This is a genomic window from Pseudomonas sp. SID14000 (assembly GCF_002165135.1).
In the GTDB taxonomy this organism is placed as follows: Bacteria; Pseudomonadota; Gammaproteobacteria; order Pseudomonadales; family Pseudomonadaceae; genus Aquipseudomonas.
On record NZ_NFZQ01000006.1, the window covers coordinates 1 to 20,825 of the forward strand.

Sequence of the window (20,825 nt, forward strand, 5' to 3'; positions counted from 1 at the left end):
AATTCGCTGGAGTGTCTACCCAGACCTTCTGGCAACAGAATTTCTTGACGACCATAGAGCATTGGAACCACCTGATCCCATCCCGAACTCAGTAGTGAAACGATGCATCGCCGATGGTAGTGTGGGGCTTCCCCATGTGAGAGTAGGTCATCGTCAAGATTCATTTCGCAAAACCCCTATCTGCGCATGCAGGTAGGGGTTTTGTCTTTGTGGCGCAAAAACTCCCGCGCATACGCGGTCCCTGTGGGAGCGGGTTCACCCGCGAATACCGGCAAAGCCGGTGCCATCCACTGCGCAGCCTGCTTCGCGGCTAAAGCCGCTCCCACAGGGGCCCGCGTAGCTCCCAGAAGCAATCATGAAATGTGCGTCATTTATGCCTGAAGAATCACAGGTCAATGCTACGCTCGCGGAAATACTCAGCACGGATACCCATCATGGAAATGAACTGGCACCAGGCCCTGCAAGAGAGCCTGAGCTGGCTGGCAATCGCCTCGTTCATCACCCTTGTCTGCTTCACTGCAGCCGCCACACTGGCCGTACGCTGTACGCGCTGGGGCAGCCAGTTCTGGCAGCTTGCCGGGCCCTATTTCAGTTTCAGGCGCAGTTGGCGGCCGTTGCTGGTGTTCGCCCTGCTGCTGGTACTGACGCTATTCTCGGTGCGCCTGAACGTGCTGTTCTCGTTCTGGTACAACGGCTTCTACAGCGCCTTGCAGGGCCTTGACCAGGCCGCCTTCTGGTACCTGCTTGGCGTCTTCGCGGTATTGGCCACCATCCATGTGCTGCGTTCGCTGTTCACCTTCTATGTAAGCCAGGCGTTCAGCATCCAGTGGCGGGTCTGGCTGACTGAGCGCCTGACCCACGACTGGATGCAGGGCGATGCCTACTACCGTGGCCAGTTCCTCGCCGAGCCGGTGGACAACCCCGACCAGCGTATCGAACTGGACGTCAACGCCTTTGTCAGCAACTCGGTGACCCTGGCCCTGGGCGCGGTCAGCGCGCTGGTGTCACTGGTGGCGTTCACCGGGATTCTCTGGGGGCTGTCGGCACCGCTGGCTGTGGCTGGTGTGGAGATCCCCCGGGCGATGGTGTTTGCTGTGTACCTCTATGTCATCGTCGCCACCTGGATCGCCTTTCGCCTCGGACGCCCGCTGATCCGCCTGAACTTCCTCAACGAAAAGCTCACCGCCAACTTCCGTTACGCGCTGATGCGCCTGCGCGAAAACGCCGAGAACATCGCCTTCTACCAAGGCGCGCAGGTCGAGCGGGGCACCTTGCTGGGGCGCTTTGGTGCCTTGATCGTGAATGCCTGGGCGCTGGTGTACCGGAACCTGAAATTCAGTGGTTTCAACCTGGGCGTGAGCCAGGTTGCAGTGGTGTTCCCGTTCATTCTCCAGGCACCGCGCTTCTTCAGTGGGGCGATCAAGCTGGGCGATGTCATGCAGACCTCCCAGGCCTTTGGCCAGGTGCAGGATTCGTTGTCGTTCTTCCGCGAGTCGTATGATGCGTTTGCCCAGTATCGGGCCACCCTCGACCGTCTGACCGGGTTCCTCGATGCCAATGAGCAGGCGAGCGCTTTGCCGCGTGTCATCACCGAGGACCAGGCGCATGCCTTGGCGATCAGCGGCCTGCAGGTGCTGCGCCCCGACGGGCATGCCCTTATCGCAGACCTTGACCTTGAGCTGTACGCCGGCCAGGCGCTGTTGATCAAGGGGCCGTCGGGCAGCGGCAAAACCACGCTGCTGCGTGCGCTGGCGGGCCTCTGGCCTTATGCCGAGGGTGAGGTCAGGCGGCCGCTGGGCCACCAGGCGCTGTTCCTGTCGCAGCGGCCGTACCTGCCGCTGGGTGATCTGCGTACCGTCATCGCCTACCCGGCGGCCGGCAAGCCTGAGGACGAAACACGGATGCAGCAGGCCTTGCGCCAGGTCAACCTGGCCCATCTGGCCGAGCGGCTGGACGTCAGTTGTGACTGGTCACACATTCTCTCGGTCGGTGAGCAGCAGCGCCTGGCGTTTGCCCGGGTGCTGTTCAACCGACCTCAGGTGGTGTTTCTCGACGAGTCCACCTCAGCCATGGACGAAGGGCTCGAGCATGCTCTGTATTCACTGTTGCGTACGGAAATGCCGAGCGCGTTGCTGGTCAGTGTCGGACACCGCAGTACGCTGGCAGGGTTCCATACCCATCGGCTGGAGGTGGATGGGCATGGCGGCTGGTCGTTACTGGAGCAGCAGCCAGCGCTGGTCTAGTTCGGCTTGCCAGCGATCGGGCCTGATCTGAGCAACGCAACCCCGACCAAGGTGCCGCCAGCACACGCTGCGCCAAGCAGGAACGTCGCCTGAAAGCCGACCCCATCCCACAGCAACCCGGCCACCACGCTGGCTACCAGCAGCGCCACCCCGGTCAGCAGGTTGAACAGGCCGAAGGCCGTACCACGCAGGTCGACGGGGGCGCTGTCGGCGATCATGGCGGCAAAGATGCCTTGGCTGAAGCCCAGGTGCAGTCCCCAGGCGGCCACCCCCATGGCCAGGCCGCCCCAGCCCGGCAGCAGGGCCAGCAACAGGTCGGCGGCGACCAGTAGCCCCAGCCCGGTCATTAGCACACTGCGGCGGCCAGCGCGGTCCGACAGTACCCCGGCGGGGTAGGCCGACAGCGAGTAGGCCAGGGCCATGAGCACCAGCACTGCCGGCGCCCACAGTGGCGCCAGGCCCATGTCCTGTGCGCGCAGCAGCAGAAACGCTTCGCTGAAGCGGGCGAGGGTGAACAACGCGGCCAGGCCGATCAGCCTCCAGTAGGCCGGGCCAAGGCGAGCCAGTTCGTGCAGTGCCAACGGTGAGCGCACCGGCTGGGTGGTGGCCGGCGTTTCGGGTTCGCGCACGAAGGCGATGAGGATGTACACCGCAACGAATGCCGGGATCACCGCCACCCAGAACACCGTCTGGAAATGGCTCGCGGTCAGCCACATCAACAGGATCGCCAGCAACGGCCCAAGGAAGGCGCCCACGGTATCCAGCGCCTGGCGCAGGCCGAAGGCCGCACCACGCAGTTCAGCTGGCGTGACATCGGCCACCAGTGCGTCGCGCGGCGCCCCTCGAATGCCCTTGCCGACCCGGTCGACGAAGCGTGCCGCAGTCAGCCACTCCAGCCCGGAGGCCATGGGGAACACCGGCTTGGTGAGCGCCCCCAGACCATAGCCCAGCACTGTAAGCAGCTTGCGTTTGCCCAGCCGGTCGCTGAGGGCGCCGGAGAACACCTTGGTGATCGAGGCGGTCGCTTCGGCGACACCTTCGATAAAACCCACCGCCACTACCGAGGTGCCGAGCACGGTGACCATGTACAGCGGGAGCAGGGCGTGAATCATTTCCGAGGAAATGTCCATGAACATCGACACAAAGCCCAACGCCCAGACACTGCGAGGGATCTTCGACAAGGGCCTTGTGGGGATCGTGGGGCGGCTTTCTTCGTGGCTGCGCATCAGGTGGCTCGGAAGAGGGGCTACGTTCGAAACTGTAGGAGCCATCACGCAGGATGCAAATCGGGGATAGACGCAGCGTCGATAACTCCATCGGTTCATCAAGGTGCAGTTACAAACCTGTAAACTTCGTAAATAAGATTTAAACGCAGGTGATAATACCTATATTTACCATCCCTGTTGGCCGCCAAACTGTGTTTGCGAGGCCGGTGGGCGAGGGCTCCCGGTTTCCGACAGGGATGTGCCGTTTCGCTCATGAATCGCAGGAGATGTACCCATGCAGTGCAAGACTTCACCCAACAGCCTGGCCCTGGCGTTCGTCGCGTTGGCATCGCCGGTCATGGTGGCCAGCACGGCCCAGGCCGAAGAAGAGCGCGTGGGTGAGGTGCTGGAGGTGCCGGTTGCCGACAGTGCGCTGGTGATCCAGGACACCCTGGTCACAGCCGAGCGCGAGGCACGGCAGGCTCTGGGTACGTCGATCATCACTGCCGAGGACATCAGGCGCCACCCGCCGGCCAACGACCTGTCCGACATCATCCGCCGCGAGCCTGGGGTCAACCTGACCGGCAACAGCGCCAGCGGCGCGCGTGGCAACAACCGCCAGATCGACCTGCGCGGCATGGGCCCGGAAAACACCCTGATCCTCATCGACGGCAAGCCATCCAGTGCACGCAATGCCGTGCGCTATGGCTGGAACGGCGACCGTGACACCCGAGGTGAAACCAACTGGGTGCCGGCCGAAGCGGTCGAGCGCATCGAGATCCTGCGTGGTCCGGCGGCCGCCCGCTACGGTTCTGGCGCCATGGGCGGGGTGGTCAACATCATCACCAAGCGCCCCACCGACGAACTCAAGGGTAGCGTCAGCCTGTACACCCAGCTGCCGGAAGACAGCGCCGAAGGTGCCAGCCGCCGCGCCAACTTCAACCTGGGGGGCGGCCTGACCGACAACCTTGGCTTTCGCCTGTACGGCGGCCTGGCCAAGACCGGCGCCGACGGCCTGGACATCAACGCCGGGCATGCCACCAGTGCCCTGGTGGCGGGCCGCGAAGGGGTGCGCAACAAGGATATCAATGGCCTGCTGAGCTGGAAGCTGAATGACGAGCACCGCCTCGAGGCCAGTGCCGGCTACAGCCGCCAGGGCAATATCTTTGCCGGCGACACCATGAACAGCAACGGCGGTGGCGACGTCGACTTCGTGTCCAGCCTCTACGGCCACGAAACCAATGTGATGCAACGCAGTACCTACGACCTGACCCACCTGGGCGATTTCACCTGGGGTACCAGCAAGACCGTGCTGGCCTACGAGTACGTGCGCAACTGGCGCCTCAACGAGGGCCTGGCAGGCCGCACCGAAGGTGCCCCCAACGACGAAGGCGCCGCCATGTCGCGCCTGCGCAACACGCGTCTGAGCAGTGAAGTGAACCTGCCTTTCGCCATGGGCAGCATCGAACATGTGCTGACCCTGGGCGGCGAATACCTGTATGAAACGCTCAATGACCAGGGCTCGCTGCGCCCGCAAAGCTCGGACCCTACGGGTAATGACGGGCTGGTCGGTTTCGACCGCAGCAGCTCGAAGATGACCGCCCGCAGCCATGCGCTGTTCGCCGAGGACAACATCGTTGTCGGCGACACCACCATCACCCCGGGCCTGCGTTTCGACCATCACGAAACCTTCGGCGACAACTTCAGCCCCAGCCTGAACCTGTCGCACAAGCTGACCGACGCATTGTCGGTCAAAGGTGGCATTGCGCGCGCCTACAAGACCCCGAACCTGTACCAGTCCAACCCCAACTACTTGCTGTACAGCCGCGGTAACGGTTGTAGCGTGCAGCAGACCAACAACGGTGGCTGCTACCTGCAGGGCAACGCCGACCTCAAGCCCGAGATCAGCGTCAACAAGGAAATCGGCCTGCTCTACGACCGTGGTACCTGGCGCACCAGTGCCACGTACTTTCGCAACGACTACAAGAACAAGATCATCGGTGATACCGATGTGCTGTACACCATCGGCACTGGCAGCCGCGTGACCCAGTGGGACAACGCCGGCAAGGCGCGGGTGGAAGGCATCGAAGGCAACCTGTTCATCGAGCTGACACCGGCCCTGGACTGGAACACCAACCTGACCTGGATGCTCGACAACGACAACCGCGAGACCGGCGAGCCGCTGTCGGTGATCCCGGAATACACTGTCAACACCACCCTCGACTGGCGCGCTACCGACAAGCTGTCTTTCCAGGTAGCGGGTACTTACTTCGGCAAGCAGAAGTCGCCGACCTACAACGACCGTACCCAGCAAGCCTACGACAAGGCGGCGCAACAGGATGTGGAAGCCTACGGGCTGGTGGATGTGAGCACCGGGTACAAGTTCAACGCCAACTACGACGTGCGGTTGGGGGTGAACAACGTGTTCGACAAGCAGATCTTGCGTGGCGGTAACGCCAGTACTTCGGGCGCAAATACCTATAACCAGCCGGGCAGGGCGGTGTTCGCTGCGCTGAACATCAACTTCTGACAGGCAACACAAGAGAGTTGCTCCCACCCTGTGGGAGCGGGCTTGCCCGGAACACCGGCGCAGCCGGTGCCATAATGTTGCGGCAAAAATTGCCACAGCATGCTAAACCATGCGCCCCAGCCCGCTGAGAGATAAACCCGGTGAAAGCCGTCCGCCTGACCCTGATCTGCCACGCCCTGACCCAGGCCCAGAAGACCGGGCGCCTGCACCGTGCGGACGACAGTGTCCTGCCATTGGTCCAACAGCCTTTCGCCGACCTTTCCGGTGTGCCGGTGCTGACTGCGCCAGAGCGGCGAGCCTGCGAGACGGCGGCATGGCTTTCGGGGCCGGTACAGGTCGAGCCGGCTTTGGCCGATTGCGACCTGGGGCGTTGGCAAGGGCTGACGTTGAAGCAGTTGCAAACCGAGCAACCGCAGGCGTTGGCCGAATGGCTGCGGGACCCGGCCAGTGATGTGCACGGCGGTGAGTCATTTGCCGTGCTTTGCCAGCGCATGGCCGCCTGGCTGGCGGCCTTCGACAGGCCGGGTGAATGGCTGGCGGTTACCCACCCGTTGGTCATGCGCGCCGTGCTGGTGCAGGTGCTTGGGTGCCCGATGAGTGCCAGCCAGCGGATCGACGTGTTGCCGCTGTCGCGCCTAGAGCTGAGCCTGACCGGGCAGTGGCGCCTGCGCCTGGGCTGAAGGTCAGAACGCCAGTTTGTAGCCGATCAGCAGCAGCATCGCCGCCAGGCATGGACGCAGTACGTGGTCGGAAATCCGCCCGGTGAGGTGGCTGCCCAGATAGATGCCTGGCAGCGAGCCCAGCAGCAGGTAGCCCAGCAGCGACCAGTCCATGTTGCCCATGCCCGCATGGCCCAGGCCCGCGACCAGGGTCAGCGGCACGGCGTGAGCGATTTCGGTACCGACCAGGCGGCGGGTGACCAGGAACGGGTACAGCAGGAACAGCGCCACGGTACCCAGTGCACCTGCGCCGATGGAGGTGAGGGTGACCATAACCCCCAGCACCACGCCGGTGAGCACGGTAAGGGTGTTCAGACTGCGGTCGCTGAGGTGGTAGTGGTCACCGGCGTGGCGGTTGGCGAAGGCCTGCAGACGTGATTTGAACAGGATGGCCAGCGCGGTCAGGATCAGCACCACTGCCAGGCCTTGCTTGATGACGGCGTTGAGCGCCGAGGTATCGGTGTGCAGGGTACTGAGGAACCACAGGGTCAGCGCCGCCGCGGGCACGCTGCCCAGGCTGAGCAGGCCGGTGATCCTCCAGTCGACGTTCTTGTTGCGTGCATGCACCCAGACACCACTGGCCTTGGTAATGGCGGCATAGAGCAGGTCGGTGCCGACGGCCGTTGCCGGGCTGATGCCAAACCACAACAGAATCGGGGTCATCAGTGAGCCGCCACCGACGCCGGTCATGCCGACGATGAAACCCACGATCAGGCCTGCAATGGTGAAACCGAAAGAACCTACATCCATACGCTACTCGACTGCCCAACTTTGCCCGTTATCGGATGCAGCCAGCATATAGATTTTTTTATAGCTAAATAGACTTGTTCGTTATTAGGTTATAACCGAGTCAGGGGCTGAATAGGTTCCCTGTGGGAGCGGGTTTACCCGCGAAGCAGGCGCCGCGGTGGATGGCACGGGCTTCGCCCGTGTTCGCGGGTAAACCCGCTCCCACAGGGGATCGCGCCAGTTTTCGGATTTTTAGCAAGGCAGTTGCTTTCATGAGGGCTTGTCAGCGATCAGTCATCACCACCATCACATGTGCATCTGCGCCATCGTCACTTTCCGACAGGTAGATATGCCCCACCTGGCTGTCGAAATACGCTGTCTCCTGCGGCCCGATGCTTACCGCTTCGCCGGTTTCGAACTCGATCCGGACGCGCCCGCTTAGCACGAGCGCGAACTCTTGTCCGGGATGGCGGATAAAATCGTCGAACTGGCCGCGTTCCCGGGCAATGATGCGGGCATAGGCGGGGGTCATCCGGCGTTCCGGGAAGTCGCCGGCGATCGGGTGGTAGTCATAGGTGCCGGTCGAGTAGCCTGCCGCCGCCGGCAGCGAATCGACCACCACGGTGACCGGTACCGGCGCCGTGACCGCGCCGCTTGCGCGTAATAGCTGGGTAATGTCGACATTCAGCGCACGGGCGGCGGCGGCGAGTTTTTCGTAGCTGACCGAGACCTGCGCCAGCTCCATCTTCGACAAGGTGGACAGCGGTACACCACTGGCTTCGGACAATTGCTTGAGGGTCATCTGGCGTGCCTTGCGCACCTGGCGCAGGCGCTGGCCGACTACGGCACGGTCCAGCAGGGGTAGGGCAGCGGGCATTCTGGGGTCTCGGCATGCGGCATGGGTCGGGCATCTTACCTTGGACCCTTGCGCATTCGTAAATTCTCATATATTAGAATTCTCATAAATGATAATTCGCCTGGCGGGAGCGTGCATGACACCGATCTACGACACCCTGATCATCGGCGCCGGCATTGCCGGTGCATCCCTGGGCTATCGCCTGGCCGGCCAGCAGAAGGTGCTGCTGCTCGAGCGCGAGGCACAGCCTGGCTACCATTCCACCGGGCGTTCGGCAGCCATGTTCATGGAGGCCTACGGCACCCCGCAGATCCAGGCGCTGACGCGTGCCAGCCGGGCCTTCTACGAAGCACCACCGCAGGGTTTCTGCGAGCACCCGCTGCTGGAACCACGCGGCTGTCTGTACGTCGCCAGCCTGGAACAGCGCGCGCTGCTCGAGCAGACCCATGCGCAGAACCTGGCCAATGGTACCGAGGTCAGCCTGCTCGATCGCGATGCGGCCCTGGCCCTGGTGCCGAGCCTGCGTGGCGAGACCTTGGCCGGTGCGGTGCTCGAAGCGGGTGCCATGGACCTGGACGTGCATGCCCTGCACCAGGGCTTCTTGCGTGGCTATCGCACCGCTGGCGGCGAACTGCGCTGCAACGCCGAGCTGATCCAGGCCTGGTACCTGGATGACCTGTGGCAGGTGGAACTGGGCGATGGCACTCGCGTGCAGGCGCGTCAGCTGGTCAATGCAGCAGGCGCCTGGGCCGACTGCGTGGCCGAGCAGTGCGGTGTGGCGCGTATCGGCCTGCAACCTTGTCGGCGCAGTGCCTTTACCTTCCCCGGCCCGGTAGACCAGGACTTCGCCCGCTGGCCGGCGGTGATCGGCGTCGACGAAAGCTTCTACTTCAAGCCCGACGCCGGCCAACTGCTGGGTTCGCCGGCCAATGCCGACCCGGTCGAACCCCAGGACGCTGCGCCCGAGGAGCTTGACGTGGCTTTGGGCATCTACAACATCGAAACCATGACCACCCTGACGATCCGCCGGCCGAGCCATACCTGGGCCGGGCTGCGCTCGTTCGTCGCCGACGGCGACCTGGTGATCGGTTTCGATACACACGTGCCAGCATTCTTCTGGCTGGCGGCACAAGGTGGCTATGGCATTCAGTCGGCTGCGGGCGCCTCGCGCCTTGCCGCTGACCTGCTGCTGGGCCAACCCCTGTGTCCTGGCCTTGTCAGTCAGGGGGTGGTGCCCGAGCGCCTGTCCCCGGCCCGTTTCCAGCAACCCTGAAAGGAGCATCCCATGAGCAATGACATCCAGCGCTTCCCCAGCAGCCTGCCGTTTCCGTTTTCCCGTGCGGTGAAAGCCGGTGGCTTCCTGTTTCTCTCCGGCCAGGTGCCGATGAGTGCCGGCGGCGAAGTGGTGCGCGGTGACATCCAGACCCAGACCCGTGCGGCCTGTGAGCGTATCGCCGAAAGCCTGGCGGCTTGCGGCGCGCGTTTCGACCAGGTGGTCAAGGCCACGGTGTGGCTGTCGGACATGAGCCACTTCGCCGGCTTCAACGAGGTTTACAAGGAATTCTTCGGTGCAGCGCTGCCAGTGCGCTCGACCGTGGCCTCGGCATTGGCGCTAGGGGTGGATGTGGAGATCGAAGTGCAGGCGTTTGTCGGCGATTTGTGACCGAACAAAGGGCCCATGTGGGAGCGGCCTTGCGTTGCGAAAGGGGCGCGGAGCGGCCCCAGGATTTCTGCATTGCTGCATAGATCGTCGGGCCCGCTCTGCGGCCCTTTCGCGACACAAGGCCGCTCCCACAAAAGCGATGTGGTGGCATTAAGACAACAACAATAAATCCAGAGGTGCACATGCAAGAGCAGCTGAAGATCGCCGGCGCATTTGTCGGCGTGATTGTGGGGGCGGGGTTCGCTTCGGGTCGGGAACTGCTGTTGTTCTTTGTCGATTTCGGGGTGTGGGGGTTGGTCGGTGCGCTGGTCAGCGCGGCCTTGTTCACTTTCCTCGGCATGGCCTTGGCGGGTTTGGGCAATCGCCAGCAGGCTACCTCGCACAAGGATGTGATCCAGGCCATCTGCGGCCGTCACCTGGGGCTGTTCGTCGACTGGCTGATCACCTTTTTCATGTTCGCCGTCACCGTGGTCATGCTGGCCGGTGGTGGTGCCTTGCTGGAGCAGCAGTTCGGCATCCCGGCACTGGCTGGCAGCGTGCTGGTGACGCTGGTGGTGGTGGGCATCGTGTGCCTGGACGTGCGCAAGGTGATACTCGCCATTGGTGCCATCACGCCGCTGCTGATCCTGGTGGCATCGGCGATTGCGTTGTACGCCGTATTCAGCCGGGAGCAGAGTTTCGCCCAGCTCGACCAGCTGGCCAGCCAGCAACAGGCCGGCACCCGCCACTGGTTGCTGGGGGCGTTCTTGTATGTGTCGTACAACATCGTTGCCGGCGCGCCGATCCTGGCCATTCTGGGCGGTTCGGCCAAGGGCGAGAAAACCGCGGTATGGGGTGGACTGCTCGGTGGTGCAGCACTGGGCGGTCTGATGCTGGTGATGAGTGCCGGACTGCTGTCGCGCCTGGACAGTGTGGCTGACCTGCCGATGCCGATGCTGTCGATCGCCAACGAAGTGTCGCCACTGCTGGGGCTGGTGATGTGCCTGATCATCTTCGGCATGATCGTCAACACTGCGGTAGGTACGTTGTTCTCGTTCCTCTCGCGGCTGATGCCGGCGGGTACGGCGAAGTTTCGCTGGGGCTCGGTGGTGACCGGGGTGGTGGCGTTCGGCTGCAGTCTGGTGGGGTTCATTAGCCTGGTGGGTGAGGTGTACCCGTTGTTCGGCTACCTGGGCTTTGTGCTGATGGCGGCGGTGCTGCTGGCCTGGGTCAGACGGAGCAGAGTGGTTAAAGCGGCGGTGGCGTAGGAGGCTGCTGCACAGCCCAGTCGCGACACAAGGCCGCTCCCACAAGAACCGTATGGCACCTGTGGGAGCGGCCTTGCGCCCCTGAGGCCATCAGATTCTGAAACTGCCCACCAGTTGCTTCAACCGCCCGGCCTGCTGGGCCAGTTGGTCGCAATGGCGCAGGGTCTCGTTGAGGTTCTCCACCCCTTGCTGGTTCAGGGCGTTGATCTGGGTGATGTCCAGGTTGAGGCTCTCGACCACGGCGGTCTGCTCTTCGGTAGCGGTAGCCACCGACTGGTTCATGCCATCGATCTCGCCAATGCGCTGGGTCACGCTGGCCAGGCGTTCACCGGCCTGGTTGGCAACCTGCACGGTCTGCTCGCTGGAAACCTGGCTGGTGTTCATGGTGTGCACCGCTTCGCGTGAACCCACCTGCAGGCTGGTGATCATGCGGTGGATTTCTTCCGCCGATTCCTGGGTGCGGTGCGCCAGGTTGCGGACCTCGTCGGCCACCACGGCAAAGCCACGGCCAGCTTCACCGGCACGGGCCGCTTCGATGGCGGCGTTGAGTGCCAGCAGGTTGGTCTGCTGCGAGATGCCCTTGATCACGTCGAGGATCTTGCCGATTTCGTCAGTGCTGGCGTTGAGCGTTTCGATTTGCGCGCAGGACTCGCTGATGCGCTGCGACAGGGCGGTCATGGCGCTGATCGCTTCTTCGACCACTTCACGGCCACCGTGGGCCTGCTCGCTGGCACCGCTGGCATGCTGCGATGCATCGGCGGCGTTGCGGGCGATTTCCTGGGTGGCGGCCCCCAGCTCATTGATCGCAGCGGCCACGCTGTTGGTGCGCATGCTTTGCTCTTCGGAACCGATGATCGACGCATTGGAGGCATTGACCACCTTCTCCGACAGGTCGTGCACCAGGCGGGTGGCCGAAGACACTTCGCTGATCGAGGCATGAATGCGCTCGACAAAGCGGTTGAACGAAGTGGCCAGTTCGCCGAACTCGTCCTTGTTCTGCACGGTCAGGCGACGGGTAAGGTCACCTTCGCCCTCGGCAATGTCACGCATGGCGCGGCCCATGGTGGTCAGCGGGTTCATCAGCACCGGGATCAGCAGGCCGAGCAGGCCGGCGATGGCGGCCACGGCAATCAGCATGGCGATGATTGCCGAGGTGCGGAACTGGCTGAGCGCGGCGTAGGCCTTGTCCTTGTCGATCGACAGGCCGATGTACCACTGTGCCGAAGGCAGGCCGGCCACCGGGGCGAAGGAGATGATGCGGTCCTGGCCATTGAGGGTGACATCCTGCATGCCGGCGGCGACTTGCAGGTTGCTGCCGGGGTAGATGTCCTTGAGGTTCTTCATCACCTGGTCTTTGTCGGGGCTGACGATTACCTGGCCATTGCTGTCGGCCAGGAAGGCGTGGCCGATGCCGCCGAAATCGACCGAGTTGATGATCTCGACCAGGGTGTCGAGGGTGACGTCACCGCCGACCACACCCATCAGTTCGCCATTGCCCTTGCTTTTCACAGGCGTGGCGATGGTTACCATCAGGCCGCCGACAGCGCCTTGGTACGGGGCAGTCAGCACGGACTGCCCGGCGCTGGCAGCGGCGCCGTACCACGGGCGCTGACGTGGGTCGTAACCGGCGGGCATCTGCGCATTGGGGCGCTGAGTGAACGCACCGTTGGCCTGGCCCAGGTAGGTGAACAGGAAATTGCGCGTATAGGACGGCTGCTCGATCAGCCCGTCCAGGGTGTCGCCAGCGCCTTGCTGGGCGATGTCCTGGGCCAGGTTTTCCAGGACCAGGATGCGCCCGCTCATCCAGTTCTGCACACTGCTGGCGGTCAGTGCGCCCGACTGCTGCACCGAAGCTTCGATGTTCTGGCGGATGGTATTGCGTTGCAGGTAGTCGTTGTAGAGCGTGAACAGGGCAAATGCCAGGACCACGACGCCGCAGGCGCTGAGCAGGATCTTGTGGCGAAATTTCAGGTTCATGTTTCGAGACCTTGGGCCAGTGAGGGGAGGACGCAGCGCGCTCATGACGCATTGCGGAACCTATCGACCGGGATATCGGCTCAAGGGGTAAAAGATTGAAGCTCTTACAGAAAATTCTTACGGTCGTTTCGACAGACGGTAATCACCGGCTACACAACTGCTCGATCAACAGGCGTGCAGCCTGCTGCAACGGTTGTTGCTTGCGCCACAAAATGTGTACCGGCAACTGCAGTTCGTTGCGGGTGTTGCGAAAATCCAGGCGCACCAGGCGCCCGCTGGCCAGCAGTGGCGCGACCCGCGACAGCGGCAAGTCACCCCAGCCCAGGCCGGCTTCCACCATCTGCAGGGCGAGGTCGAAGCTGTCGGTGGACCAGTGCGTGGCGCCTATCAGCGGGCGTGGGTCGGCCAGCGGCAAGTCCCGGCTGCGTACCAGTATCTGGCGCACCCGGGTCAGGTCTTCGAGGTAGTGGATACGCCCTTCGCGCAAGGCCGGGTGGGCGGGGGACAGGGTGGCTATCAGCGACTCCATGCCGATGTGCTGGAAGCCACGACGGGCATCGACCTGCAGCCCGGCAAAGGCGATGCAGAGGTCGGCGCGGCCGCTGTCCAGCAGGTGCAAGGCTTCTTCCTGCGGGGCACTGAGCAGGGCGATGTCCAGTAGCGGGTGGCGCTCACCCAGGCGAGCGATGGCCGCCAGCAGCGGGCGGTGGTCGATGTCCGGCACCACGGCCAGGGTCAGGCTGCTCTCCAGCCCCTGGGACAGCTCAAGAGCATGCACCTGCAGCAGCCCCAGTTGCTCGGCGATCAGCCGGGCATGGGGTTCCAGCGCCATGGCCTGCGCGGTCGGGCGGACTTCGCGGGGGCCACGCTCGAACAAGGTATAGCCCAGTTCGGCCTCAAGGTTTCCGATGGCCATGCTCACGGCCGAAGGTACCCGCTGCAAGGCGCGCGCAGCGGCCGAGAACGAACCGCGGTCGAGCACGGCGAGAAACAGCTGGATATTGTCGCTGGAAAAGGTCATGGCAGCCTCCTGTCAGGGGATCTGACAGCTGCTGACTTTTGCTGTCAAGTCCGATGAAGCATGATCGCGCCCCATCGCTTTTGTCATTGGAGGTAACCCCGGGTGCAGGGACTCAAACGCAAACTGGTCTACGTGACTTTCTATGAACTGATCGGGTTGTGCATGTCGACCCTCGGGCTGGCCTACCTGTCGGACACCCAGGCGTCGCATACCGGGCCTTTGGCGGTAATGATCACCACCATCGCCATGCTCTGGAACCTGATCTACAACACCTTGTTCGAGTGGTGGGAGAGCCGCCAGGCCAAACGCGGGCGTAGCGTGGCGCGGCGGGTCGCGCATGCCATCGGCTTCCAGCTGACCCTGGTGGTGTACCTGATCCCGCTGATTGCCTGGTGGCTGGACATGACACTGCTGGAGGCATTGCTGGTGGACATGGCGTTCATCGTGCTGGTGCCGTGCTACACCTTTGCCTATAACTGGGCGTTCGACCGGATCTTTGGCTTGCCCAGTTCGGCAATGGCAGCAGCCTGATTCAACCTGTTCCGGCCTCTTCGCAGCACAAGGCTGCTCCTAAAGCGACCGCACAACCTTCAGGCCGGTGCGGTCGCTGTAGGAGCAGCCTTGTGCTGCGAAGAGGCCGGAACAGTCAACCATTAAGGCGGCAGGCGAATGATCAAAGGTTCCTGTTGTTGCTTCACCTGCTGCTCAACCGGTTGTTCAGCCGGCTGCGGCGCACTGGCCAGCAAACTGTCCTCGACCTGCCCAGACAGATAGTACACCCCCGACATGGCCCCACTCTGGCGGTTCTCCATCAGTTCCTGCCATTCCTGGCTCAGCGCCACGTTGAGAATCACCCGCAACTGCTCGACCATCTGCGGGTGTTCACGGTCATGGGTCATGACCCCGTAGCCGGCTGCCGCAATCGAAATCATTGCCCCCGCCACCTTGCCTACCGCTGACGCCACGGCACTGGCGATACCCCGCGGGGCCAGGGTGGCGCCGAGCTTTTCGCTGGCCTGGTTGGCCACCGAGTTGAGCCCGACATCGGTCTTCGCGGGGCCTTTGCTGGCCTGCCGATGCAGGTGTTGGCGCATGGCTTGCCAGGCTGGTTGCTGGGCCAGCGACTTGGCCCGCAGCAGTTGATACAGGCTGGCATCGCGTGCATCCGGCGGCCCCAGGGCGATGGCAGGGATGCGGTTGAGGCGCTGGCTGAACTGCTCGGGTGGCGCGTGGTAGCGGCTGATGATGGCCGGCAGCTGCTGGCCGAGCAGTTGCAGGTAAAGCTCGCAGGCACGGTCGCGGATGCCTTCGGGGTTGATCTGCTTGGCCACCGGTTCGATCACCCGTTTGTGATACTGCTCCTGCAGGTACAGCGCCAGGCGTTTTTCCGCCGGTTCCCGGCCCTCGCCGCTGTCGATCTTGTACCAGGCCACCTTGAGGGTCAGCCATTGCTGGGTCCAGTAACCGGTGAACCAGGGGATGAAGTCGCTTTCGGTGCGCTGTTGTACCTGTTCCTTCCACACTCGCATGGAGCGCCGGGCATAGTCGTTGGCCGAGCTGGCAGCGCCGACCGAGGCTTCGATCAGCTCCTGGTCGATGCGTTGCCAGGTGGCGGGGGGCAGCACCACGGGTGGCGGCGGGGCAGGTGGGGGCTTGCCTGCACAGCCCCCCAGGGCCAGCAGCAGGCACAGCAGCAGGAGGACTCGAGTGCTCACGCAACCGCCTCCCTGATAGAAGCTGGGGTGGTTCTCGGAGTATAGGGTGGGGTTGAGGGGGCTGCCGTGCAGCCCATCGCCGGCGCGGCCCGGGTCAATCCAGGTCGAGCTTTTCTTCCAGGCGGTCGAGGTGCTTGTGCATCAGCCCTAGCGCCGCCTCGGCATCACCGTACTCCACGGCATCGATGATCGCCGCATGTTCCTCCCACGCGCAGTGGTCGCAGCACGGCGACTCGTAGCGGGCGATGATCAGCGAGGTCATCGGCACCAGGCCATTGAGAAACCGCGCCAGTGGCGCATTGGCGGCCACTTGCGCCAGTTTCAGGTGAAACTCGCCGCCCAGGCGGATCGCCGCACAACGCTCGCCGTTTTCATGGTGCTGGCGCTCGCGTTCCACCAGTTGCCGCAGCTGGCGAATCTGCACTGGCCGGGCGCGTTGCGCGGCCAAGGTGATCAGCGTGGTTTCGGCCAGGCGCCGGGCGCTGAGTACCTGGCGTGCCTGCTCCGGGTCGGGCGCGGCCAAATGCGCAGTGTGGCTGGGGCGCTGCACCACCACCTGCTGGTCGGACAGGCGCCCGAGCACGCGGCGGATCACTGTACGGCTGACACCAAAGGCATGGCCCAGCGCCTGTTCGGGCAACAGGCTGCCAGGTGGCAGGCGCTGTTCGAGGATGGCATCGAACAGCCGCGGGTAGATCTGCTCGGCCGACAGGCGGGTTTCGCCGGCCGCGAGCAGGGTCGGCAAGTGGGGGGCGGCGTTCATGGTCGCTCTCCTTGGGTCATGGATGCGGGTGTTCGTCCGGGATGTTCAACGGGATGCCCATGCGCAGCCCTTCGGCCAGGATGTGCTGGCGCATCTGGGCACTGGCCTGGGCGCTGCTGCGTTCGCGTATGGCGCGCACCACCGCTTCGTTTTCCTTCAGTCGGGCGGCCAGGTGCTCTGGCGAATTGCGCAGCATGTCGGCGCTCTGTTTGAGGGCATTGCCGGTCTGTTGCACCACACTCTGGAAGATCGGGTTGGTGGTCAAGGCGAACAGTGCTTCATGGAAGGCGATGTAGGCCCTGACTCCGGCTTCGCTGTCATCGGCCTCCAGCGCTTCACGCATGTCCATCAGGGTCAGGCGCAGCTGGCCGATGTCCTGGCTGTTGGCCGACTGCGCCACCAGGCCGACGATGAAGGGTTCAAGGGTGTAGCGTAGTTCCAGCACGTCAGCCAGGCTGGCTGCGGCGCTGGTGTCCAGGCCCTGTTCCTGGGCGGCGGAATCGGCATCCAGCACCAGCACGCCCTTGCCCGGCAGCGAGCGCACCAGGCCCAGGGTTTCCAGCACGGTCACCGCTTCGCGCAGGCTGGGGCGGCTGATGCCCAGTTGTTCGGCCAGTTCGCGCTGGCCTGGTAGCATGTCGCCGGTACGCCATTGGCCGCGGGCGAGGGCCTGGCGCAGTTTTTCCACCACTGAGTTGACGACGGTCGATGAGCTGATCACGGTTCGCTCCTGGAAGGGCCGGCATCAGTGCCGGCCACGTTCGCTCAGAATTCCTGTTGATGGGTGTTGGGCTGCTTGCGGGGCGTGGGGGCGAAGCCGGGCTTGCCGTCGAGCACGTTGTGCGCACGCTCCAGGTCGATGTCCTTCTCCCAGCGGGCGATGGCCACTGTGGCCACGCAGTTGCCGATCAGGTTGGTCAGTGCCCGGCCGATGCCCATGAACCAGTCCACCGCCAATACCAGTACCAGGCCAACCACCGGGATTGCCGGTACGGCGGTCAGGGTAGCGGCGAGAATCACCAGCGCCGAGCCTGGGATGCCGTGAGCGCCCTTGGAAGTCACCAGCGACACCAGCAGGATGGTCAACAAGTCGGTCATTGCCAGTGGCGTGCCGGTGGCGTTGGCAATAAACACGATGGCCAGGGTCAGGTAGATGGAGAAACCATCGAGATTGAACGAATAGCCAGTGGGGATTACCAGGCCGACGGTGGAACTGCCGATACCCAGGTGCTCCAGCTTGCGCATGATCTGTGGCAGTACGGCATCGGACGAGGCGGTGCCCAGCACGATGGTCAGCTCTTCCCGCAGGTACTTGATCAGCGGCAGCAGCTTCAGGCCCGACAGGCGCATGACCGTGCCCAGCACGATCAGTACGAAGCCGGCGCAGGTCAGGTAGAACAGCGCCACCAGCCCGCCCAGGTGTTGCAGCGATGCCAGGCCGTACTTGCTGGTGGTGAAGGCGATGGCGCCAAACACACCGATGGGGGCCAGGCGCACGATCATGCCCATGATGCGGAAGATCACGTGGCTCAGTTCGTTGATCAGCCGCGAGATGCCGGCTGCGGAGTCGCCCACCAGGTTCAGCGCGCTGCCGAACAGTACCGAGAACAACAGCACCTGAAGGATGTTGTTATCGGCGAAGGCACCGATCACCGAAGTGGGGATCAGGTCCATGAAGAACGCCGTGGCGCCGTGGATGTGCTGGCCGCGTTCGGCCAGGGCGCTGGCGTCGGCGCTGGACAGTTGGTCCAGGTGGATGTTTGCGCCGCTGCCGATGCCGCTGGTGAAGGCGAACACCAGGCCGATCACCAGCGCCAGGGTGGTCAGCACCTCGAAGTAGATCACCGACTTCAGGCCGATGCGCCCGACCTTCTTCAGGTCGCCGGCGCCCGAGATGCCGCTGACCACCACGCAGAACACGATCAGGCCGATGAGCATCTTGATCAGCTTGATGAAGCCGTCGCCAAGGGGTTTGAGTTGCAGGGAGAGGTCGGGGAAGCTGAGACCGCAGGCGATGCCGAGGGCAAGGCCGAGCACGACTTGCAGGAAGATCGAACGCGAGCACCATTTGAGCATGGGAGGGATCTCTGATCGGTGTCCTTGCTTCGGTAGCCGCACGGGGCGAAAGAGCGCAGGACTTAATTATTGTGGTCTTACCGGTTTGTTCAGCGCGAAGCCATGAAAGCGCGAAAAATCCGACATTGCAAGGTTTTTTGGCCTTACCGGTCTGACCAGTTGTGGGGCAATCCGGCCTGGCTGGCTCTAGTTCGGTGCATGTGGTTGGATCAGGTCGTGGTGCGGCCGTTCGCGGGTGAACCGCCGCTCCCACAGGGGCTGCGCACATGAATCAGATCAGCCTTTGGCCTAGTGACCAGGGCATCGGTGCAATCAACTTGCCAAGCGCCATGATGACCTTGCTATTTTTTATAACTCCATGATTCGTAAGGTTTATTTGATTTATACGGATGAATTCGTAGAATCCGCGCCTGACTGGGTAGTCACTATGGGGGCGGTTGCGGGGTGTTCATCCTGATAAACGCCTACAAGCAGACTCCCGGCATTTGAATGAATGGAGTCTCATAGTGCGTCTCAACCTTCCGGTCACCCCGGTCGAGCAACGTTTCCCCCCTGATCAGCGGCTTATTTCCGCTACCGACACCGCCAGCCTGATCACCTACTGCAACCCCGAATTCGCCGCCATCAGCGGGTACAGCGAGGCCGAACTGATCGGCAGCCCGCATAACCTGGTGCGCCACCCGGACATGCCGGCAGCGGTGTACGAGCTGATGTGGCGCTACCTGAAGGCCGGCAAGAGCTGGATGGGTATCGTCAAGAACCGCTGCCGCAACGGCGACTACTACTGGGTCAATGCCTATGTCACGCCAATCCTCGAGGCCGGGCGGGTGGTTGGCTATGAGTCGGTGCGGGTCTGCCCCACGCGTGAGCAGGTGGCCCGCGCCGAGGCCCTGTATGCGCGCCTGCGCAATGGCCAGGCTGTGTTGTCGTGGCCAAGCCGGCTGACGTTGCTGGCGCAGGCCCTGGCCTTGCCGCTGGCGGGCGGGCTGCTGGCGCTGGGCGCCAACCAGCTGTGGCCAGGCGCGGTGGGTCAGGGGCTGACTGTGGGGTTGTTCCTGGCCTATGGCCTGTGGACGCGCGATGCCGTCGCGCGGCAGATACAGCAGGTTGTGAAGGGGGCCGTCGGCACTTTCGCCGACCCGATCGCTGCCTTGACCTACAGCGACCTGCCCGGTGCCGCCGGGCAACTGGAACTGATGCTGATCAGTGAGGAGGCACGGCTTAAAACCGCGCTGACACGGTTGAGCGACCTCGCGGCGCAGATGGCCGTGGCCGCCCATGATGCCGGGCAGTTGTCGCGCAGTACCGAGGCGGCCTTGCTGGAGCAGCGCGCGGAAACCGACCTGAGCGCCACCGCCATGAACCAGATGGCAGCATCCATCGGCGAAGTAGCCAAGCATGTGCAGCTAACCGCCACCGAGGCCCACACCGCGCATCTGCTGGCCGAGCAGGGCAGCCAGGTCGCCGATGCCAGTGGCGCGGCGATTCGCACCCTTGCCGGTACCGTGGTCCAGATCAACCAGGCGGTCAGCCACCTGGCTGGTCAGACCGGTGCTATTGCCGAGGCCACCGGGATGATCCGTGGCATTGCCGAGCAGACCAACCTGCTGGCCCTCAATGCGGCCATCGAGGCGGCCCGTGCGGGCGAGCAGGGCCGTGGCTTTGCCGTGGTCGCCGACGAGGTGCGGGCACTGGCCGACAAGACCCGGCAGTCGACCTTGCACATCCAGGCCATCATCGATGCCCTGCGCAGTGGCGCCGAGGAAGCCGTGGCAATCGCCAGTCAAGGCATCGACGGCGCCGAGCAGGGCGTTGCCCAGGTGCAGGAAGCCCGGCAGGCGCTGCATGGCATTCGTGACGCGGTGCAGCGCATCAGTGACATGAGCCAGCAGATGGCTACGGCATCGCAGCAGCAGTCGGCAGTGGCCGCAGACGTCTCACGGCAGATCAACGGCGTGGCCGGCATTGCCCAGCACAGCGCCCAAAGCGCCAACGTCGCCGCCTTGCGCGGCGCTGAACTGGAAAAGGTGTGCGCCGGATTGCGTGCCCTCGTGGAGCGCTTCAACCGCTAAGGCAGGATG

The 20,825-nt window shown here is 63.6% G+C and carries 17 protein-coding genes and 1 rRNA gene; 9 read left to right on the plus strand and 9 right to left on the minus strand.

Translation table 11 applies throughout. From position 1 onward, the window contains the following. The first annotated feature begins 43 nt into the window (after positions 1 to 43). Together rrf and CAY82_RS10225 are read left to right on the plus strand one after the other, a co-directional pair. A 5S ribosomal RNA gene (gene rrf, locus CAY82_RS10220) occupies positions 44 to 159 on the plus strand. A 275-nt stretch (positions 160 to 434) separates the two neighbouring features. Beyond that, positions 435 to 2,243 carry an ABC transporter ATP-binding protein/permease gene (locus CAY82_RS10225; RefSeq protein ID WP_087501089.1) on the plus strand — a complete coding sequence of 603 codons (1,809 nt, stop codon included), beginning with the start codon at positions 435 to 437 and terminating at the stop codon, positions 2,241 to 2,243. Here CAY82_RS10225 and CAY82_RS10230 read toward each other — a convergent pair. Further along, positions 2,240 to 3,469, minus strand: coding sequence for an MFS transporter (locus CAY82_RS10230; protein WP_087501090.1), 1,230 nt, complete (start codon positions 3,467 to 3,469; stop codon positions 2,240 to 2,242). The two genes, CAY82_RS10225 and CAY82_RS10230, sit on opposite strands and share 4 nt — an antisense overlap. Positions 3,470 to 3,743: 274 nt before the next feature. Between CAY82_RS10230 and CAY82_RS10235 the strand changes: the two genes are divergently transcribed. Both CAY82_RS10235 and CAY82_RS10240 read left to right on the plus strand, forming a co-directional pair. Beyond that, on the plus strand, positions 3,744 to 5,978 hold the full coding sequence (locus CAY82_RS10235; protein WP_087501091.1) for a TonB-dependent siderophore receptor: 2,235 nt from the start codon (positions 3,744 to 3,746) through the stop codon (positions 5,976 to 5,978). Positions 5,979 to 6,118: 140 nt separating this feature from the next. After that, entirely contained in the window at positions 6,119 to 6,658 is a 540-nt protein-coding gene (locus tag CAY82_RS10240) for a histidine phosphatase family protein (RefSeq protein ID WP_087501092.1), read from the plus strand. A gap of 3 nt (positions 6,659 to 6,661) precedes the next feature. Here the strand turns inward: CAY82_RS10240 and CAY82_RS10245 are convergent, their stop codons facing one another. Together CAY82_RS10245 and CAY82_RS10255 are read right to left on the minus strand one after the other, a co-directional pair. After that, positions 6,662 to 7,447: a sulfite exporter TauE/SafE family protein gene (locus CAY82_RS10245; protein ID WP_087501093.1), complete on the minus strand. Its 786-nt coding sequence runs from the start codon at positions 7,445 to 7,447 to the stop codon at positions 6,662 to 6,664. 262 nt (positions 7,448 to 7,709) lie between these two features. Continuing rightward, complete coding sequence (locus CAY82_RS10255) at positions 7,710 to 8,303, minus strand: helix-turn-helix domain-containing protein (RefSeq protein ID WP_087501095.1); 594 nt, start codon at positions 8,301 to 8,303, stop codon at positions 7,710 to 7,712. A 115-nt stretch (positions 8,304 to 8,418) separates the two neighbouring features. Between CAY82_RS10255 and CAY82_RS10260 the strand changes: the two genes are divergently transcribed. The 3 genes from CAY82_RS10260 (at position 8,419) to CAY82_RS10270 (ending at position 11,192) form a co-directional block, all read left to right on the plus strand. Next, positions 8,419 to 9,555, plus strand: coding sequence for an FAD-binding oxidoreductase (locus CAY82_RS10260; RefSeq protein WP_087501096.1), 1,137 nt, complete (start codon positions 8,419 to 8,421; stop codon positions 9,553 to 9,555). Positions 9,556 to 9,567: 12 nt separating this feature from the next. Further along, positions 9,568 to 9,945 carry a RidA family protein gene (locus tag CAY82_RS10265; RefSeq protein WP_087501097.1) on the plus strand — a complete coding sequence of 126 codons (378 nt, stop codon included), beginning with the start codon at positions 9,568 to 9,570 and terminating at the stop codon, positions 9,943 to 9,945. Between the two features lie 182 nt (positions 9,946 to 10,127). Further along, positions 10,128 to 11,192: a hypothetical protein gene (locus CAY82_RS10270; RefSeq protein ID WP_087501098.1), complete on the plus strand. Its 1,065-nt coding sequence runs from the start codon at positions 10,128 to 10,130 to the stop codon at positions 11,190 to 11,192. 90 nt (positions 11,193 to 11,282) lie between these two features. Here the strand turns inward: CAY82_RS10270 and mcpA are convergent, their stop codons facing one another. Together mcpA and CAY82_RS10280 are read right to left on the minus strand one after the other, a co-directional pair. Further along, positions 11,283 to 13,169 (minus strand): methyl-accepting chemotaxis protein McpA, encoded by a 1,887-nt coding sequence (mcpA, locus tag CAY82_RS10275; RefSeq protein ID WP_063913988.1) that lies wholly within the window; start codon positions 13,167 to 13,169, stop codon positions 11,283 to 11,285. Between the two features lie 142 nt (positions 13,170 to 13,311). Next, positions 13,312 to 14,190: a LysR family transcriptional regulator gene (locus CAY82_RS10280; RefSeq protein ID WP_087501099.1), complete on the minus strand. Its 879-nt coding sequence runs from the start codon at positions 14,188 to 14,190 to the stop codon at positions 13,312 to 13,314. Between the two features lie 102 nt (positions 14,191 to 14,292). Between CAY82_RS10280 and CAY82_RS10285 the strand changes: the two genes are divergently transcribed. Continuing rightward, the gene (locus CAY82_RS10285) at positions 14,293 to 14,721 is read left to right on the plus strand and encodes a PACE efflux transporter (protein ID WP_087501100.1); all 429 of its coding nucleotides are present in this window, start codon (positions 14,293 to 14,295) and stop codon (positions 14,719 to 14,721) included. A gap of 122 nt (positions 14,722 to 14,843) precedes the next feature. On the opposite strand, the gene CAY82_RS10290 is transcribed toward CAY82_RS10285, so the two are convergent. The 4 genes from CAY82_RS10290 to CAY82_RS10305 form a co-directional block, all read right to left on the minus strand. Further along, on the minus strand, positions 14,844 to 15,905 hold the full coding sequence (locus tag CAY82_RS10290; RefSeq protein ID WP_087501101.1) for a hypothetical protein: 1,062 nt from the start codon (positions 15,903 to 15,905) through the stop codon (positions 14,844 to 14,846). A 94-nt stretch (positions 15,906 to 15,999) separates the two neighbouring features. Further along, positions 16,000 to 16,668 carry a GntR family transcriptional regulator gene (locus CAY82_RS10295; RefSeq protein WP_087501102.1) on the minus strand — a complete coding sequence of 223 codons (669 nt, stop codon included), beginning with the start codon at positions 16,666 to 16,668 and terminating at the stop codon, positions 16,000 to 16,002. Positions 16,669 to 16,684: 16 nt separating this feature from the next. Continuing rightward, positions 16,685 to 17,389 (minus strand): FadR/GntR family transcriptional regulator, encoded by a 705-nt coding sequence (locus tag CAY82_RS10300; RefSeq protein ID WP_087501103.1) that lies wholly within the window; start codon positions 17,387 to 17,389, stop codon positions 16,685 to 16,687. A gap of 44 nt (positions 17,390 to 17,433) precedes the next feature. Further along, positions 17,434 to 18,744: a C4-dicarboxylate transporter DctA gene (locus CAY82_RS10305; protein WP_087501104.1), complete on the minus strand. Its 1,311-nt coding sequence runs from the start codon at positions 18,742 to 18,744 to the stop codon at positions 17,434 to 17,436. A gap of 506 nt (positions 18,745 to 19,250) precedes the next feature. On the opposite strand from CAY82_RS10305, the gene CAY82_RS10310 reads away from it, so the two are divergent. Next, positions 19,251 to 20,816: a PAS domain-containing methyl-accepting chemotaxis protein gene (locus CAY82_RS10310; protein ID WP_087501105.1), complete on the plus strand. Its 1,566-nt coding sequence runs from the start codon at positions 19,251 to 19,253 to the stop codon at positions 20,814 to 20,816. Positions 20,817 to 20,825 lie beyond the last annotated feature (9 nt).

Excerpts from the sequence above, each read along its gene's own strand:
- CAY82_RS10225 (WP_087501089.1), top strand. The coding sequence starts at position 435 with ATGGAAATGAACTGGCACCAGGCCCTGCAAGAGAGCCTGAGCTGGCTG.
- CAY82_RS10230 (WP_087501090.1), bottom strand. The coding sequence starts at position 3,469 with ATGCGCAGCCACGAAGAAAGCCGCCCCACGATCCCCACAAGGCCCTTG.
- CAY82_RS10235 (WP_087501091.1), top strand. The coding sequence starts at position 3,744 with ATGCAGTGCAAGACTTCACCCAACAGCCTGGCCCTGGCGTTCGTCGCG.
- CAY82_RS10245 (WP_087501093.1), bottom strand. The coding sequence starts at position 7,447 with ATGGATGTAGGTTCTTTCGGTTTCACCATTGCAGGCCTGATCGTGGGT.
- CAY82_RS10255 (WP_087501095.1), bottom strand. The coding sequence starts at position 8,303 with ATGCCCGCTGCCCTACCCCTGCTGGACCGTGCCGTAGTCGGCCAGCGC.
- CAY82_RS10260 (WP_087501096.1), top strand. The coding sequence starts at position 8,419 with ATGACACCGATCTACGACACCCTGATCATCGGCGCCGGCATTGCCGGT.
- CAY82_RS10265 (WP_087501097.1), top strand. The coding sequence starts at position 9,568 with ATGAGCAATGACATCCAGCGCTTCCCCAGCAGCCTGCCGTTTCCGTTT.
- CAY82_RS10270 (WP_087501098.1), top strand. The coding sequence starts at position 10,128 with ATGCAAGAGCAGCTGAAGATCGCCGGCGCATTTGTCGGCGTGATTGTG.
- mcpA (WP_063913988.1), bottom strand. The coding sequence starts at position 13,169 with ATGAACCTGAAATTTCGCCACAAGATCCTGCTCAGCGCCTGCGGCGTC.
- CAY82_RS10280 (WP_087501099.1), bottom strand. The coding sequence starts at position 14,190 with ATGACCTTTTCCAGCGACAATATCCAGCTGTTTCTCGCCGTGCTCGAC.
- CAY82_RS10295 (WP_087501102.1), bottom strand. The coding sequence starts at position 16,668 with ATGAACGCCGCCCCCCACTTGCCGACCCTGCTCGCGGCCGGCGAAACC.
- CAY82_RS10305 (WP_087501104.1), bottom strand. The coding sequence starts at position 18,744 with ATGCTCAAATGGTGCTCGCGTTCGATCTTCCTGCAAGTCGTGCTCGGC.